Genomic DNA, 15,823 nt, shown 5'->3' with positions numbered 1-15,823 from the left:
ATTTACGGAATCGAGAAAAGCTGCGTTAGCGTTATTGCCCGACCGCGAAGCTGGCCAGCACGCCGCTCGCGCTCGCCGTTGCCGTCACACCCAGGCCGGACGTAAGCGCGTCGGTCAACAGGCGATTGTTGACGTCGAAGTTAGTCGAGTCGAGTTGAAGGCAGTAGCCCGTGCCGTCTCCGGTTTCGAGCGTGTAGCCGACGGTGGCGGCGGCATCGCTGTCGGTGATGTATTGAATCAGCCCGGCGCGCGTATCCGTGAGCGTGGCCGAGCCACAACCGGGCGTGGTGGCGGCCGCCGCGCTCTGCGATGCCACGGTCACCGCCGTGAGATAACCGGTTGCATCGCCGGACGCCGTGATTTGCAGGCCGAGTTGCAAGGAGAGATCGAGCAACGCGTTTCTCACGCGGTTCGGATCGTCGTCGTTCTTGTATTGCGCGTAGTAGATCGTGCCGGAAGTGGATTTCAGAGCCCACGTCGTGTTCGCCTGAGCGTCGTCGATGATTTCACGGACGATCACGCCGGATTGCAGTCCGACGAGCGGAAGGGGCGCGGGATCGCGCGGTGAACGGTTCGATGTTTGGAAAATCATATGACACCTCGTTTCGTGATATTCGATGGAGACAAAGCACGCCGATCAGCTATTTCCAATGACGACTTTGGTAATGTGCCCGCTATCGTCGGTGGTGACCGCCACGGTCGCGCCCGAATCCAGTGCAAATAACAGCGCGTAAAACTTCTTTAATTCATTCGGATTGGCCGAAACACACCAGGACGTTCCGTTCGCTTCCTGAATGACATAAAAAACTTGCCACAGCGTATTCTCTTTGATGATTCGAATGATCTGGCCGATTTTCGTGTCGCTGGTAAGCGGCGGGGCCATGCAGTCGAGCGCGGGAAACTGCGAATCGCCATTGCCGAGCGCCATGTCGGTGATATAAGCCGTATCGCCGCCGACCAGCGTGATCGGCATGTTTTGAATCAGGGCGATGCGCAGCATCATGGCGTTGATGTCGGACGAATCGCCGGGGCTGTGGAACGCGCAATACGTGCTTTGATTCGCAGCCTGAAGCGTGTAATTCAGATTGCCGGATATGAGTTCGTCGTACACCTGGCGGACATACACCGATTGCTGCGACGTGAGCGGCGCACCGGTACATGCGATGACCGGCGCAGTAGTGCTGCCGCCATGCCCGATCGCCACCGCCGTCGCGTTGCCGTAGTTGTCGCCGGTCACGGTCACCGGCAGGCACGATTCGAATGCCAGCATTAAAAGATCGTTGCGGCTGACATGGGCGGCGGTATCGAGGCTGACACAGAATTGCAAGCCATCGGAAGTCTGCAATACGTAATTGGCGATAGTCGAATCCGCCGTTTCGATAATCCGCGCAATGACGCCGCTTCGCGTGTCAGTGAGCATGGCTGTTGCACAAGCCAAAGAGGGTGAAGCAAAGCGTTCCATTTTCATGAGAAAACTCCCTGGGTAAATTAAACAACGCTTGGATACACCGGTTCGATCGGAATACTTAGTAATTCCTTTGTCTCGATTTAGGAGTCTTATAACAACATCAAGAATCCTAAATAAATGTTTTATCAATCGAAGCCGGTGTGAATAGAGTCTAGTCAAATAAACCGAGTTTCTTTAAGGCGGAGCGCGTCAAATTGTGTGTCGCTTTAATACGTACGATTAATTAAATCGATACATGCGCGCTTGACGTGAAAGCGGTACTTATCCGATCCGTGCGAGATATCACGCATCCCTGCGCGCGGATCTCCTCCGTTCAAAAAGCCAAACCGCTAAAATGCACGAACTTGTTCCACGCCGTCACCATGCAAACGCCGATGCCGACTCGACAACACTTCGCCTCCGGCAACTACGCGGGCATCTGTCCCGAAGCGCTGGACGCGCTGATGCGGGCCAACACGAGCGGCCACGATTTGTTCCAGACCGATTGCGATTGTGCCAGTCGTACCATTCGGCGATCGAATGCGGCAAGACACCGTGGAACGTTTCACAGACGGAGTGCGCGCACGCTGCGCCTGAAAACAATAAAAGGAGCCTTTGAGACCGATGACCAAGCCGACCCCGACCCATCGCGCGGACTACGCGCATTTCCTGGCGATCAGCACGCGCTGGGCCGATAACGACGTGTACGGTCACATCAACAACGTCGTGTATTACAGCTATTTCGACACCGTGGTGAACGAGTATCTGCTGCGCGCGGGCGTGTTGGATTTCAGCGAAGGCGAGACCATCGGGCTGGTGGTCGAAACGCGCTGCAATTTCTTCGCGCCGGTCGTGTTTCCTGAACGTATCGATGCCGGTCTGCGCGTGGAAAAGCTCGGCAACACGAGCGTGCGCTACGAAGTGGCCATTTTCGCGGAAGGCGCGGATCAGGCCGCCGCGCAAGGGCATTTCGTGCATGTTTATGTCGATCGCGCGACGCGTCGTCCCGTGCCTTTGCCTGCGCCGCTGGTGGCTGCGCTCACGCCGCTCGTCATCGCCTGAGGAACTCTTTTCGATGCAGTGGTTCAGCGTCAGTCTGCTCAACGGCGTAAGCGCGGGCTTGCTGTTGTTTCTCTTGTCCGCAGGCCTCACGCTGATTTTTTCAATGCTCGGCGTGCTCAACTTCGCGCACGCGAGCTTCTACATGCTGGGCGCTTACGTGGGTCAGACGCTTGCTGCGTTCGGCGGTTTCTGGTTTGCGTTGATCGTGGCGCCGGTGATCGTCGGCGTGTGCGGTGCCATGTTCGAGCGCGTGTTGCTGCGTCGCGTGCATGCGCGCGGGGCGCTCGCGGAAATGTTGCTCACCTTCGGCGCGGCCTTTGTGATCGGCGAGGGCGTGAAACTCGTGTGGGGACTCGGGCCGTTGCCTGCATCGATTCCCTTGATGCTGGACGGCCCCTTGTTCACGCTTTACGGTGTTCCGTTCCCTCGTTATCGCGCCTTCATGATGATGCTCGCCATCTTGACGCTCATCGCCTTGTGGCTCGTCTTGCGGATGTCGCGCACCGGGCTGATCGTGCGCGCGGCGCTGACGCATCCGCATATCGTCGAGACGCTCGGCCACGATGTGCCGCGCGTCTTCACGATGGTCTTCGCCATCGGCACCGCGCTTGCCGCGCTCGCGGGCGTGATCGGCGCGCCGCTCGCGGTGATCGAGCCGGGCATGGCGGATGCGATGGGACCGATCGTGTTCGTCGTCGTCGTGATTGGTGGAATCGGTTCGTTGTCGGGTGCGCTCGCGGCGTCGATTTTGATCGGCTGCGTGCAGACTTTCGCGGTCGGCGCGACGGCGACGGTCGGCGGTATCGCGCATGTTTTCGATGTGACGTTGCCGCCCGCGTGGGCCGCGCTCACCGTCACGCAACTCGCGCCAGTGCTGCCTTATGTGTTGCTCGTCGCGATGTTGGCGGCGCGTCCGCAAGGCATGTTCGGCGAACGTCCACGCGATGTATAAGTTCGTCATCCTGATCGCCGCGCTTGGCGTTCCGCCGCTCATCTCCGATCAATCGTGGCTGCTCGCTTATCTCGCGCAAACCGCGACGCTTATCGTCTTCGCGCTCTCCTATAACCTGCTGCTTGGCGAAACCGGCTTGCTTTCGTTCGGTCATGCCGTGTATTCGGGATTGGGCGCGTTCGCGGCAGCACACCTGTTCAATCGATACGGCGTGCCTTTGCCGCTGCTTCCGCTCGTCGGCGGCGTGGCGGCAGTGTTCGTCGCGATGATCTTCGGCGCGATCTCGACGCAACGCGGCGGCACCGCCTTCGCGATGATTACGCTGGGCATCGGCGAGCTTGTCGCGGCGAGCGTGTGGCTTGTGCCGGGTTGGTTCGGCGGGGAAGGCGGCGTGACGATCGATCGCGCGAGCGGTCCGGCGTTTGTCTCGTTGACGTTCGGGCCTTCGCGACAGGCTTATGCGCTGATCGCGTGCTGGTGCGTGCTTTCTTGTTTTGCGATGTTCGCGTTCACACGCACGCCGATGTGCCGGCTCGCGAACGCGGTGCGCGACAACCCCGCGCGTGCGGCGGCAATCGGCTTCGCGCCGCGCCGCGTGCGCTTCACGATGCTCGTTGTATCGGCGTTTTTCGCGGGCATCGCGGGCGTGTTGTCGCTCGTCAATGTGGAACTCGTGTCGGCCGAAAGCGTCGGCCTTGCGCGTTCGACGAGCGCGCTCGTGGCCACGGTGATCGGCGGCGCGGGATCGTTCTTCGGTCCGATGATCGGCGCGGTGCTGTTCACGTTCTTCAGCGTCGCGGTGGCGAGCGTGTCCGGCGCCTGGCCCATGTATCTCGGGTTGTTTTTCGTGTGGGTCGTCATGATTGCGCCGGATGGCATCGCGGGAATGTTCGGGCGCGGCTGGCGGCTTGCTGTGTTGAACCTCGTGGTATGGGGGATCGCGGCGGTTGTTATCGTGGAGACGCTTTATGCGCGCTCGGTTCATCTCGCGTCGATTATCGCGCTGCCTTGCGTGTTGCTTGGGCTTTATCTTGTGCGTATCACAAGAAGGAAGGCGTCATGAACGGCGCACTCGAATTGCAACGGATCACTAAGCGATTCGGCGCGACGCATGTCTTGCGTGGCGTGGATTTGCGCATGGAGGCGGGCGAGCGTCATGCGCTAATCGGACCGAATGGCGCGGGCAAATCCACGCTGTTCGATATCGTGTCCGGACGCATGCGGCCCGACGATGGACGCGTTCTCGCAAACGGAATCGATCTCACGGGCAAACCGCCGCAGCGCGTGAGCCGCGTGCTTGCCCGCAGCTTCCAGACCACGAGCGTGTTCGGCAAGCTCTCCGTGCTCGATAACCTGCGATGCGCGGCGCTGGGCGCGGCATCATCGTGCTGGCTCGACCGGTGGTTACCGTCGCGCACAATCGAAGCGAAAGCGCACGCAATGCTCGACGCCATCGGCCTGACTTCACGCGCGAACGATCCCGCCGCGCTCCTGACCTACGCGGAGCAACGCGCGCTGGATCTGGGCATCGCGCTCGCGACCAAAGCGCCGCTCATTCTGCTCGACGAACCCACCGCGGGCATGAACCGCGCCGAAGCCGCGCGTGCGCTTGCGCTGATTCGCGCGACGACGCAGGGCCGCACGCTTTTGGTCATCGAGCACGACATGGATGCTGTCTTCGGGCTCGCGGACCGCATCTCCGTGCTCGTGCAAGGCCGCGTGATCGCGACGGACACGCCCGAGGCCATCCGCATGAACCGCGACGTACGCGATGCCTATCTCGGAGCGATGCCATGAGCGCCGGCGCATTGCGCATCCGCGATCTGCGCGCGTGGTACGGCGCGGCGCAAGTGCTGCAAGGCGTGAATCTGTCGATGGAAGCAGGCGAGGTCGTCGCGCTCATCGGCCGAAACGGTTCGGGACGCTCGACGCTGGCGAAAGCCATCATGGGCCTTGTGCGATGCGATGGTGAGTTGACTTACGGCGACGAGTCGTTGATTGGACTGAGGCCGTTCGATATCGCGCGCCGAGGCGTGGGTTATGTGCCGGAAACGCGCGATGTGTTTCCCACTTTGACTGTGCGCGAGAACTTGTTGCTCGGCGCGCGTCCATCTTCCCGCTTTACGCTCGATGACGCGTATCGTTTGTTTCCCGTGCTGGATGAGCGTGCGTCTGTGAAGGCGGGTGCGCTTTCCGGCGGCGAACAGCAGATGTTGTCACTTGCGCGCGCGTTGATGGGCGACCCGTCGTTGATCGTCGTCGATGAACCCGGCGAAGGGCTCGCGCCGCGTGTGCTCGCAGAGGTCGCCGCGTGTCTGGCGACGATGCGTGATCGCGGTGTGGCGGTGCTGCTGATCGAGGAGCGGCTTACGATTGCCCGCATGCTCGATGCGCGCGTCGCGGTGATGGGGCAGGGTGCGGTGAGGTTCGAGGGGACGTTGGAGGAGTTGGATAGGAGCCCGGCCGTTGTGCTTGAATGGCTTGCTGTCGTTTGATCTGTAGACGGTAGCACTTGACCCGACAGACTTCTGTCATGCAAAGCGCCGCTGTTGTTTGTGCTGCTTTTTCAGTAGCCGCCTCCCCGGCGGGGGGGTGACTTTCTTTGCTGCTGCAAAGAAAGTCACCAAAGAAAGCAGCTTTTACCCCCATGCACGCTGGCTGGAAAGTGTTGGTCTGGATTAACGATGCCGTGGCCGCAATAGGACTTGTCACGCATAACGAGTCGCTTAGGCAACCTGGCGATTACGCGCTTGAATAACCAACGCTTAGTGGACCGCATTCATTCTTTCGGCCATGCGCTTCGCGCGCCGAGAACGTAAGAACGGAATCCCGCAGTGTATCAGCGCCCAGCCACCTCACGCTTCCCCGCAAGATTGCTATTCGGTCCTACCTTGATTAGTGCTCCGACTAAAAGTGACTTGCGTTGGTGTACAAGCTTTGCCCAGAAGCGCTTACCAAGGTTGGGCCGAATAACGATATAGCGGTGACGTTTGATGTGGCTGGGCGCTGATACGCTGCGGGGTTCCGTACTAAAGCTCTCGGCGCGCGAAGCGCATGGCCGAAAGCATGAATGCGGTCCACTAAAGTAAATGAATTCGAGCGCGTAATCGCAGGTTGCCCACGCGCTAAACCAACCGAGGGACATCCTATTGCGGCCACTGCATCGTTAATCCAGACCAACCCTTTCCAGCCATCGTGCATGGGGTAAAAAGCTGCTTTCTTTGGTGACTTTCTTTGCAGCAGCAAAGAAAGTTACCCCCCCGCCGGGGAGGCGGCTACTGCATAAAAAGCCCAAAAACCAGTAGCCCCTTGCACGACATGTACACAGCAACACCGATAGCTCAAGCACCGCCCAATACACTTAATCAAGATCCCTTACTATCCCTCTCCACGATCCACTCATGCCTCGGATCGTTCTTGAAGTGCCAGGTCCGCTTATCCCCCGCCATCACATTGAGATAATAATTATCGTACCCATAAGGCACGACCACCGGATGATACCCACGCGGCACCATCACCACATCCTGATTCTCAACCGCCATGGTTTCATCCAGATCGCGCTCATCGGTGTACACGCGCTGAAACGCAAACCCTTGCGGCGGATCGAGCCGGTGATAGTACGTCTCCTCAAGCGAACTCTCCACCGGCACATTATCCCGATCATGCTTATGCGGCGGATAACTCGACGCATGCCCGCCCGGCGTGCGCACTTCGACGACAAGCAAGGACTCCGCATCTTCAGTTTGCGGAAGAATATCGCACACGTATCGCGTATTCGCGTGCTTGCCGCGCGTCGAGCGCTTCATCTGCGAAGGCTCGATCAATCGCGGCGGATAGATGCCCTTGGCCGGCGCGCTCGCCACGCCGATCTCGGCATCGCGTTCGGCGCGCACGATGGCCGCGAGCTTCGGCGGCACATACACCGCGTACGGCGCGGCATCCTCGAACACGCTGTCGCGCTTGCCCAGCGACTTCCAGTGCTCGTCGCCCGCCTCGATGCTCACCGTGCCCGTCAGCACGACGATGCAGCTCTCGCGCCCGGCATCGTAAATATGCACCACGTCGCCCGCATTCACGCGATACGCCGCGAACCCCACATGCTTCCATCCCGCCGAATCGGGCGTGACGCGCGCGATGGTCTGTCCTTCGCGCGATGCTTTCACCAGCAGAGTCATGCCGCCTCCTTGAATGTTCCGTCGACCAGTGCGCGCAGCGTGCGATAACCCTTGTCCGCATACGCGTAACTCGGCGCGATGACCGGGTCCTGTTCCGCCTCGACCACGAGCCACCCGCTGTAATCATGCTTCGCCAGACACGCGATGATGCCCGGATAATCCAGCGCGCCATCGCCCGGCACGGTGAACGCGCCGTTGATGACCGCATCGAGAAAACTCCAGTTACGGTTGCGTGCGAGCTTTACGATCTCGGGCCGCACGTCCTTGCAATGCACATGACACACGCGCGTTATGTGCTTTTGCAGCACGGTCAACGCATCGCCGCCCGCAAAGGTGATGTGTCCCGCGTCGAACAGCAAACCGACTGCGTCGTTCGTGAGCGCCATCAAACGATCTACATCCGCAGGCGTTTCCACATACGCGCCCATGTGATGATGATAGGCCACCCGCACGCCGCGCGAGAGCGTGTATTCGGCGAAGCGGTTCAGTCGCTCCGCATACTGCTGCCACTGCGCATCCGAGAAAAAACGCGGACGTTGATACAGCGGACGCGGCGCGCCCTGAATCGAATTCGCCACTTCGCCATAGACCATCACGGTCGCGCCGTTCTTTGCAAGCAAGTCCAGATGCGGCCCGACCGCTTCGATTTCTTCCTCCGCGCTTCGCTCCGCGAGGCGGCCCGAATACCATCCCGACACCAGCGCGAGATCGTATTGCGCGAGCAGCGTCTTCAACGCCTGCGGTTCGCGCGGAAACTTGTTGCCCAGTTCGAACCCGTCATAGCCGATCTGTTTGCCCTCGGTGAGCGCGGTCGCAAGTGGCGTTTCGCCGCCGAGCGAGGGCAGGTCGTCGTTCATCCACGACAAAGGATTGATGCCGATGCGCACGTTCAAAGCCATGTCTTCATCCTCAAGCGTTAAGTCGAGCCTTCCGCGCGTGCCTTCAAAGCCCGCTCATAGTCCTCGCGCGCCGTGTTGACGGCCGCACGTTCCGATACTTCCGGCACGGCCACTTCCCACCACCAGCCGCCTTCTTCCGTGGGGCGCGCGGGATCGGTATCGATGGAAATCAGATAGCTGCGGTCAGCGGCACGCGCGCGCTTCATCGCGGCTTCGAGTCCGCCGATATTCGATACGTGCTCGGACATCGCGCCCATCGCGCGCGCATGCATGGCGAAGTCGATGTCCGGCGCACCGCCCGGCCCCTGCTTGCTATCCGCGATGAGGTTGTTGAACGGCGCACCGCCGCACGCCTGCTGCAAGCGGTTGATGCAGCCATACCCGCGATTGTCGAGCAACACGACGATGATCTTCGCGCCCAGCATCACAGACGTCGCGAGTTCGCTGTTCATCATCAGATAGCTGCCGTCGCCGACGATCACGATCACCTCGCGTTCCGGCTTCGCGATCTTGGCGCCCAGCGCGCCCGCGATCTCGTAGCCCATGCACGAATAACCGTATTCGACGTGATAACCGCCCGGCGTGCTGGTGCGCCAGAGCTTTTGCAAATCGGCGGGCAATGTGCCTGCCGCGCACACGACGATATCGTTCGACGCCGAATCGTCCGATGAACGTTGCACCGCGCCGATCACATCGGCTTCGCGCGGAAGCACGCCATCGGAGACGGGTGTGTTCGTCACGTGCGCCACCGTCTCGCGCCATTCGTTCGCCAGTTGATGCGCGCGCGTGGTCCATTGCGGCGATGCCTTCCATTCGCCAAGTGCCTGCGACAGCGCTTCGAGCGCGAGCGCGGCATCAGCCTGCACGGCAATAGCGTTGCGCTTCAAGGCATCGAATGGATTGGGGTTGATCGCGATGAGCGGCGCCTGCGAAAACAGCGTATTCGAGCCGGTCGTGAAGTCCTGCAAACGCGTGCCGAGCGCGATTACGCAATCGCTCGACTGCGCGAGTTCGTTCGCCGCCGTCCCACCCGTCACGCCGATGCCGCCCGCATTCAACGCATCGTCCCAGGCGAGCGCGCCTTTGCCGGCTTGCGTCTCCGCAACCGGAATGCCGTGCTTGTGCGCAAATTCGCGCAGCGCCGCGACGCCCAGACCGTAGAGCACGCCGCCGCCCGATACGATCATCGGCTCGCGCGATTCGCGCAGGATCGCTGCAGCGCGTTCGATCTCGCGAGGAATCGGCGCGGGCGCGTGGAAATCCACCGTGCGCGGCTCAAAGAACGAAGCGGGGTAGTCGTAAGCCATCGCCTGCACGTCCTGCGGCATCGCGAGCGTCACGGGGCCGCATTGCGCGGCATCGGTGAGCACGCGGATCGCACGCGGCAGCGCCGACAGCAATTGCGCGGGATGCACGATGCGGTCGAAGTAACGCGACACGGCTTTCAATGCATCGTTGGCGGATGCGCCGCCATCGTGCGCATCCTCGACTTGTTGAAGCACCGGGTCCGGCGCGCGCGACACGAAAATATCGCCCGGCAGCAACAGCACCGGCAGACGGTTCACATGCGCGAGCGCGGCGGCGGTCACGAGATTCGTCGCACCGGGACCGATGGACGTCGTCACCGCCATCATGCGGCGTCGCATGTGCGCCTTGGCGTAGGCAATCGCGCTATGCGCCATCGCCTGTTCGTTGTGCGCGCGATACGTCGGCAACGCTTCCCGATGCGCGTAAAGCGCCTCGCCGATGCCCGCGACATTGCCATGCCCGAAGATCGCGAACACGCCGCCGAACAGCGGCTCGCCGTGTTCCGTGCGCTGCGCCGCGAGATAGCGCACGAGCGCCTGCGCGGCAGTCAGCCGAACGGTCGCGTTCGCGCCGGTCTTGGTTTCCTGCTGAGTTGCACGCTGGTTCATGCTGCCTGCTCCTGTCTGACGTGACGCGGTTGCGCATTCGACGCTTCCGGTCGCGCGTCGCGCCACGCGGCGATCAACGTTTCGAATGTGCGGCGCACGCGCGCGATGAGTTCGTCATCGCCGATCTCATTGGCAAGCCATGCTTCGCTCGGCTCATGAAAGATCGTGCGGCCGACCGTGAAACCCTTGCATGTCTTCGATTGCGCCGCCGCTCTGAAACCGTCGCGCAACTGATCGACCGCCGCCGACAGACCGAGCAATACCACGCCGTGACAATACGCATCGCGCTCGGCGATCAGCGCATCGACCGCTTGCCATTGCTTCGCGCTCATCGGCTCCAGCTTCCACCATTCCGGGTAGATGCCGAGGTTATAGAAGCGCTTGAGCGCGCGCAGCACGGTGTCTTCTTCCACGGGCGGTCCGTTCTTCGGCACGATCACTTCGAGCAGCAGATCGTTGCCGGTGGCCTGACACGCATCGTAGAGCGCGCGAACCTGCGCTTCCTGTTCGAGCCTCAAATCATGCGGATGATCGGGGTGATACTGCACGAGGCACTTCACGATCTGTTCGCGCGGCCAGTGCGCGAGCGTCGTGCCGATGGAGCGGCCATGATCGAACACGAGCGGCAACGAACCCGGCAACTCGACCGGACGGCCGACCCACCATCCGCGACCGGTGGCGGCGTTGAGCGCATCCTGTCCGTAGCGATCATCGATCAGTACGCCGATGCGTCCGTTCAGCCCGAGTTGCTTTTCTGTTTGCGCGACGGCATCGACGAAAAGATTTTTAAGCTTCGAGATGCGTGCTTCATCCGCGCCGGTGCGCTGCGCCAGTTCGAAAAACTGCGGACGATGATCGAACGCGAAGCCCAGCACTTCGTCCCATTGCCTGCGGTTCGGGCTCACGCGATGCAGCCGCGCAAGCGTCGCATCGAGGTCCGGGCGGCGCATGCGGGCGGGGTCTTGTTTCGCGGCGGCGAGGAAGTAATCGAGTTCGGCGGGCGTCGGCATGGCGGGCGCGCAACCATGACGCGATACAACCAGCGCGCCGCTCGCGTTGGCCGAACGCGCGCAGGCATCGAGCGGTTCGTCGCGCAGCCAGCCAGAGAGGAAGCCTGAAGCGAAGGCATCGCCTGCGCCGAGCACGTTGAGCACGTCGACCTGCACGCCGCCGTGAATCGGCGCATCGTCAATGCTCTTAGGCACCGCGCCTTCGACGATCGAACAACCGAGCGGACCGCGCTTCACGACAAGCGTTGCCGCAGTGACCGCACGCACCATCGACAGCGCATCGATCAGATGATCCTTGCCGCCCGCGATGCGAAACTCTTCTTCCGTGCCGATGACCAGATCCATCAACGGCAGAATGTGCTGCAAATGCGCGGTGACGCCTTCGTTCGCGACGAAGCGCGTTTCGCCATCCGCCTTGCCCGTGAGGCCCCACAACACCGGACGGTAATCGATGTCGAGAATCGTGCGCACGTTGTTGCGCCGCGCGTATTCCAGCGCGCGGCGGCTCGTGCGGTTCACTTGTTCGGTGGAGAAGTGCGTGCCGGTAATCAGCAGCGCCTTCGATGACGCGATATACGCTTCGTCGAAGTCTTTTTCATCGACGGCCATGTCCGCGCAGTTCTCGCGATAGAACACGAGCGGGAAGGTGTCGCGATCTTCAAGACCCAGCAGCACGAGCGCGGTGAGACGTTCATGATCCACGCGAACATGGCTCACATCGCAGCCTTCGCGTTCCATCGTTTCGATGAGAAAGCGCCCCATGTGATCGTTGCCCACGCGCGTGAGCATCGACGATTTCAGCCCGAGCCGCGCGCAGCCGAACGCGATATTCGCCGACGACCCACCGAGATACTTCGCAAACGTCGATACGTCTTCGAGCCGCGCGCCGACTTGCTGCGCGTACAGATCCGCGCCGAGCCGCCCGAGGCATACGATATCGAACGTGCGATCCGGCGCGAAGCGTGATGATTGTTGTGTTGTCATGGCCATGATTCCTCAGATCGTCGCGCCTTCGAGTTCGCTGATCATCGTCTGCATCTCAGCGCCGCCCGCCATCATGTCGAGCACTTCGTTCTTGCTGATGGTGTCCTTCGTGAACGTGCCCATCGAGCGGCCGCGATTGAGCAGCGTGAACGAATCGCCGATGGGATACGCGTGATGCACGTTATGCGTGATGAAGATCACCGAGATGCCTTTTTCGCGCGCCTTGTGAATGAGCTTGAGCACGTTGAAGCTCTGCTTCACGCCGAGCGCGGCGGTGGGTTCGTCCAAAATCAGCACGCGTGCGCCGAAGTGAATGGCGCGCGCAATCGCGAGACATTGCTTCTCGCCGCCGGACATCGTGCCGATCGGTTGATGCGCGTCGCGCACGTTGATGCCCATTTCCGCGAGCTTGGCGCGCGAGGTGTCGGCGGCGAGGTCGAGGTCCATCACCGTGAAGATGCCGAAGCGTTTTTTCTGCGGCTCGCGTCCCATGAAGAAATTGCGCGCGACGGACAAGAGCGGCACGAGCGCAAGATCCTGATAGACGGTCGCGATGCCCACGTCCAGCGCTTCCTTCGGCGATTCGAATTTCACCGGCTTGCCATCGACGAGATATTGTCCGGCAGAGGGTTGATGCACGCCCGCCAGCGTTTTGATGAGCGTGGATTTGCCCGCGCCGTTGTCGCCCAGGAGGCAATGCACTTCGCCGCGTCGCAGCCGCAAGGTCACGCCGCTCAGCGCGATCACCTTGCCGAAGAACTTGCTAACGTCTTCCAGCGCGAGGATATAGTCGTCCTTTTCATTTACGGTATTCATGTCCGTTCTCCTCTTACTGAGCCTGCGATACGCGGCGGCGCACGTAGTGATTGAAAAGCACGGCGAGCAGCAGCATCACGCCGAGGAACACGCGGAACCAGTCCGAACTCACATTCGTATAAGTAATGCCGATCTGCACGACGCCGAAGATCAGGGCACCGAAGCATGCACCGACCACCGAGCCATAACCGCCCGTCAACAGCGACCCGCCGATCACCGCCGCGATGATCGCCTCGAACTCTTTCTGCAAGCCGCGATCCGCCGCCGCCGAGCCGATGTCGCACACTTGCAGCACGGCGAACAGGCACGAGCAGAACGCGGTCAGCACGAACAGCGAAATCTTCACGCGCCGCACCGGCACGCCGACGTTCTTCGCGGCGTTGGCGTCGCCGCCGACGGCGAGAATCCAGTTGCCGTAGCGCGTCTTGGCGAGCACGAACGCGCCGACCGCCGCGAGCGCCAGCCACCAGATGATGACCTTCGGGATGCCCGGCACGAGCGGTTCGCCGCTATCCAGCAACTTGCCGATGCCCATGTGCGCCAACGAAGTGAACAACCCGTGGAACGCCACGCCATGAAAGAGAAAGTTCGACACGGGATCGTTCTGCGCGAGATCGCCCACGCCGGAAATGATGGTGCGGTCCGCGAACATGATCGACAGCGCGAGCGTGAGACCGCGCAGGATGAACAGGAACGCCAGCGTCACGATGAAGGACGGCAGGCGCGTCTTCATCACCAGATAGCCGTTGAGTGCGCCGAGCAGCATCGAGCAGACGAAGGCGAACACGATGGCGAGCCAGATCGGCCAGTGCGCGTAGACGGCGGGGAGCGCCACCATCATGCCCGCGAAGCCGATCATCGAGCCGATGGAAAGGTCGAATTCGCCCGCGATCATCAAGAGGCACGCGCCGACCGCGAGCAGGCCGAGATAGGCCGCGACCTGCGACCAGTTCATCACGCCATCGAGATTGAACATGCCCGAGGAGCCGGCGCCAAAGCCGAACACCAGAAACACGAGCACCGCGCCCGAGATCGCCGCGAATTCCGGCCGGTTCAGCAGATGGCCGAACCAGGATTGCGAACGCACGCGCTCATCGGAGGCTTTCACCTTGTCCGATGCTTCGGCGCTGTCGTCCGTGGGATTTGCGTGAGGAGGGTAGTGCTTTCCGGCTACGCCCATGATGGCTCCTTGAAACCTGATTGCGATGCAGTGGCGATTTCGACGCGCGTGTCCCGGCCGCATCCGCACGCGGACGCAGCAAGAGACACAAGTGTGTTGAGAAACGCGGGCGGTTCTATTAAAGCAACCGCCCGAAGAAGGTCACGCGGCGATCAGCGATACTGACCGGCGTATTTCACGACCTTGTCGAGATTGTCTTTGGTGATGAAGCCCGGGCCCGAACGAATGTTCTTCGGCCCGTACGACGGTTCCAGCCCGTAGGTGGCGAGGCGTTCCTTGAACTTCGGGTTCGCTTCGAGAATCTGACGGATCTTGGCCGGGTCGGTCGTATGTTCCTTATGCACGATGGCGAGCACCGCGACCGGGATATAGCCTTGCAAGTACGGCTGCTGATCGATCGCGAACTTGATCGTGCCGTCCTTGATCGCCTTCGCGATGTCATCCGAGAAGTCGAAAGTCACGAAATAGATCTTGTTTTGCAGGCCCATTTGCGTGACGGCCTTGAGCGTCGCGGCAGCGGGAACCGGGCCGAGCGTCAGGATCGATTGGGTATCCGGATGATTGCGCAGATACGCCGACACCTTCGACTGAATTTCCGTCGGGTCCTGTCCCGAGTCGATGGTCGAGGCCTTGTAGTCGATGCCTAATGCATCCGCGAAACCCTTGCAGCGGTCGAACGACACCGTGTTCGTCGCAATGTGGTTCACGCACAGGAACGACTTCACGCCCGCGGCCTTGGCTTTCTTGCCGGCCTCGTTGCCCGCCACGTATTCCGGCTGGCCGATATGCATGATCGCGCCCAACTGCGCGCTTTGTTCTTCCGTGCCCGAGTTGATCGTCACGAGCGGAATCTTCTTCGCGGTGACCTTGGTGAGCGAGCTTTTCAGCACGTCGAAATCGGCGATGGTGGTGATGACGCCATCGTAATTGCGCGCGGCGGCCTGCTCGATCAGACGCGACATATCCGCGATATCGCCGTTGGGCGGATTGCGGTAATCGGTCTGCACGTTGAAGTCTTCATCCGCCTGCTTGATGGCGTTCTTGATGGTGTTCCACCACGAGTCCGAGTCCGGCGCGTGGCTGATCAACACGAACTTGGCATCCGGCGCCGCCTGAGCGGGACTCGCCGTCATCAATGCCGCGCCGCACAGGGCGGCTGCCGCCACGAGCGCGCGCAAGGCGCCCCGACCGTTGTAAAGGGTCATTGTCTCCACCTATCTCGGTTGTTGTCTGGTGTGATGTTTTGGTGAGCCTGCGGCGGATTGGAAAATTCCCCGGCGCTGACTCAGGACCAAGATTAGGTCAGTTTTCGGCGCTCTGCAATAGGAATTTCACGCATACGAAAAATGGAAAATACATTCCATTTTGCTTGCCGCCTTCCT

Annotated in this window: 14 protein-coding genes and 1 pseudogene; 6 read left to right on the top strand and 9 right to left on the bottom strand. The window is 61.2% G+C overall.

Annotated elements, in window-relative coordinates:
- Positions 1–31: 31 nt before the first annotated feature.
- On the bottom strand, positions 32–592 hold the full coding sequence (locus ACZCWR_RS13600; RefSeq protein ID WP_487301266.1) for a hypothetical protein: 561 nt from the start codon (positions 590–592) through the stop codon (positions 32–34).
- Between the two features lie 45 nt (positions 593–637).
- Positions 638–1,627: a hypothetical protein gene (locus ACZCWR_RS13595; protein ID WP_487301265.1), complete on the bottom strand. Its 990-nt coding sequence runs from the start codon at positions 1,625–1,627 to the stop codon at positions 638–640.
- A 203-nt stretch (positions 1,628–1,830) separates the two neighbouring features.
- Here ACZCWR_RS13595 and ACZCWR_RS13590 point away from each other — a divergent pair.
- The 6 genes and pseudogenes from ACZCWR_RS13590 to ACZCWR_RS13565 form a co-directional block, all read left to right on the top strand.
- A pseudogene (locus ACZCWR_RS13590) lies at positions 1,831–1,959 on the top strand (threonine aldolase); the annotation flags it as partial.
- A 112-nt stretch (positions 1,960–2,071) separates the two neighbouring features.
- Entirely contained in the window at positions 2,072–2,509 is a 438-nt protein-coding gene (locus tag ACZCWR_RS13585; RefSeq protein WP_487301264.1) for an acyl-CoA thioesterase, read from the top strand.
- 13 nt (positions 2,510–2,522) lie between these two features.
- On the top strand, positions 2,523–3,461 hold the full coding sequence (locus ACZCWR_RS13580; protein WP_487301263.1) for a branched-chain amino acid ABC transporter permease: 939 nt from the start codon (positions 2,523–2,525) through the stop codon (positions 3,459–3,461).
- Positions 3,454–4,524: a branched-chain amino acid ABC transporter permease gene (locus tag ACZCWR_RS13575; RefSeq protein ID WP_487301262.1), complete on the top strand. Its 1,071-nt coding sequence runs from the start codon at positions 3,454–3,456 to the stop codon at positions 4,522–4,524. The genes ACZCWR_RS13580 and ACZCWR_RS13575 overlap by 8 nt, the downstream gene beginning before the upstream one ends.
- Positions 4,521–5,258, top strand: a complete 738-nt coding sequence (locus tag ACZCWR_RS13570; RefSeq protein WP_487301261.1) for an ABC transporter ATP-binding protein — start codon at positions 4,521–4,523, stop codon at positions 5,256–5,258. The genes ACZCWR_RS13575 and ACZCWR_RS13570 overlap by 4 nt, the downstream gene beginning before the upstream one ends.
- Positions 5,255–5,956, top strand: coding sequence for an ABC transporter ATP-binding protein (locus tag ACZCWR_RS13565; protein ID WP_487301260.1), 702 nt, complete (start codon positions 5,255–5,257; stop codon positions 5,954–5,956). Before ACZCWR_RS13570 ends, ACZCWR_RS13565 begins: the two co-directional genes overlap by 4 nt.
- Before the next feature lie 870 nt (positions 5,957–6,826).
- Here ACZCWR_RS13565 and iolB read toward each other — a convergent pair.
- The 7 genes from iolB to ACZCWR_RS13530 form a co-directional block, all read right to left on the bottom strand.
- A complete protein-coding gene (gene iolB, locus ACZCWR_RS13560; RefSeq protein WP_487301259.1) occupies positions 6,827–7,636 on the bottom strand; it encodes a 5-deoxy-glucuronate isomerase in 810 nt (269 codons plus the stop codon).
- Positions 7,633–8,535, bottom strand: coding sequence for a myo-inosose-2 dehydratase (gene iolE, locus ACZCWR_RS13555; RefSeq protein ID WP_487301258.1), 903 nt, complete (start codon positions 8,533–8,535; stop codon positions 7,633–7,635). The genes iolB and iolE overlap by 4 nt, the downstream gene beginning before the upstream one ends.
- Positions 8,536–8,552: 17 nt before the next feature.
- The gene (gene iolD, locus ACZCWR_RS13550) at positions 8,553–10,451 is read right to left on the bottom strand and encodes a 3D-(3,5/4)-trihydroxycyclohexane-1,2-dione acylhydrolase (decyclizing) (RefSeq protein WP_487301257.1); all 1,899 of its coding nucleotides are present in this window, start codon (positions 10,449–10,451) and stop codon (positions 8,553–8,555) included.
- Entirely contained in the window at positions 10,448–12,445 is a 1,998-nt protein-coding gene (locus ACZCWR_RS13545; RefSeq protein WP_487301256.1) for a bifunctional 5-dehydro-2-deoxygluconokinase/5-dehydro-2-deoxyphosphogluconate aldolase, read from the bottom strand. The genes iolD and ACZCWR_RS13545 overlap by 4 nt, the downstream gene beginning before the upstream one ends.
- A gap of 12 nt (positions 12,446–12,457) precedes the next feature.
- A complete protein-coding gene (locus tag ACZCWR_RS13540; RefSeq protein WP_487301255.1) occupies positions 12,458–13,261 on the bottom strand; it encodes an ATP-binding cassette domain-containing protein in 804 nt (267 codons plus the stop codon).
- Positions 13,262–13,274: 13 nt separating this feature from the next.
- Entirely contained in the window at positions 13,275–14,441 is a 1,167-nt protein-coding gene (locus ACZCWR_RS13535; RefSeq protein ID WP_487301254.1) for an ABC transporter permease, read from the bottom strand.
- A gap of 152 nt (positions 14,442–14,593) precedes the next feature.
- Entirely contained in the window at positions 14,594–15,646 is a 1,053-nt protein-coding gene (locus ACZCWR_RS13530) for a sugar ABC transporter substrate-binding protein (RefSeq protein ID WP_487301253.1), read from the bottom strand.
- Between the last annotated feature and the right edge of the window lie 177 nt (positions 15,647–15,823).

The sequence above is a fragment of the Caballeronia sp. A2-2 genome, assembly GCF_057612605.2.
The sequence above is the reverse complement of the archived record's forward strand: the minus strand, read 5'-3'. Positions and strand labels throughout refer to the sequence as shown.

Bases quoted from the DNA above. Each gene is read 5' to 3' on its own strand.
- ACZCWR_RS13530 (WP_487301253.1), bottom strand. From the start codon at position 15,646: ATGACCCTTTACAACGGTCGGGGCGCCTTGCGCGCGCTCGTGGCGGCA.
- ACZCWR_RS13600 (WP_487301266.1), bottom strand. From the start codon at position 592: ATGATTTTCCAAACATCGAACCGTTCACCGCGCGATCCCGCGCCCCTT.
- iolD (WP_487301257.1), bottom strand. From the start codon at position 10,451: ATGAACCAGCGTGCAACTCAGCAGGAAACCAAGACCGGCGCGAACGCG.
- iolB (WP_487301259.1), bottom strand. From the start codon at position 7,636: ATGACTCTGCTGGTGAAAGCATCGCGCGAAGGACAGACCATCGCGCGC.
- iolE (WP_487301258.1), bottom strand. From the start codon at position 8,535: ATGGCTTTGAACGTGCGCATCGGCATCAATCCTTTGTCGTGGATGAAC.
- ACZCWR_RS13580 (WP_487301263.1), top strand. From the start codon at position 2,523: ATGCAGTGGTTCAGCGTCAGTCTGCTCAACGGCGTAAGCGCGGGCTTG.
- ACZCWR_RS13575 (WP_487301262.1), top strand. From the start codon at position 3,454: ATGTATAAGTTCGTCATCCTGATCGCCGCGCTTGGCGTTCCGCCGCTC.
- ACZCWR_RS13570 (WP_487301261.1), top strand. From the start codon at position 4,521: ATGAACGGCGCACTCGAATTGCAACGGATCACTAAGCGATTCGGCGCG.
- ACZCWR_RS13545 (WP_487301256.1), bottom strand. From the start codon at position 12,445: ATGACAACACAACAATCATCACGCTTCGCGCCGGATCGCACGTTCGAT.
- ACZCWR_RS13535 (WP_487301254.1), bottom strand. From the start codon at position 14,441: ATGGGCGTAGCCGGAAAGCACTACCCTCCTCACGCAAATCCCACGGAC.
- ACZCWR_RS13585 (WP_487301264.1), top strand. From the start codon at position 2,072: ATGACCAAGCCGACCCCGACCCATCGCGCGGACTACGCGCATTTCCTG.
- ACZCWR_RS13565 (WP_487301260.1), top strand. From the start codon at position 5,255: ATGAGCGCCGGCGCATTGCGCATCCGCGATCTGCGCGCGTGGTACGGC.
- ACZCWR_RS13540 (WP_487301255.1), bottom strand. From the start codon at position 13,261: ATGAATACCGTAAATGAAAAGGACGACTATATCCTCGCGCTGGAAGAC.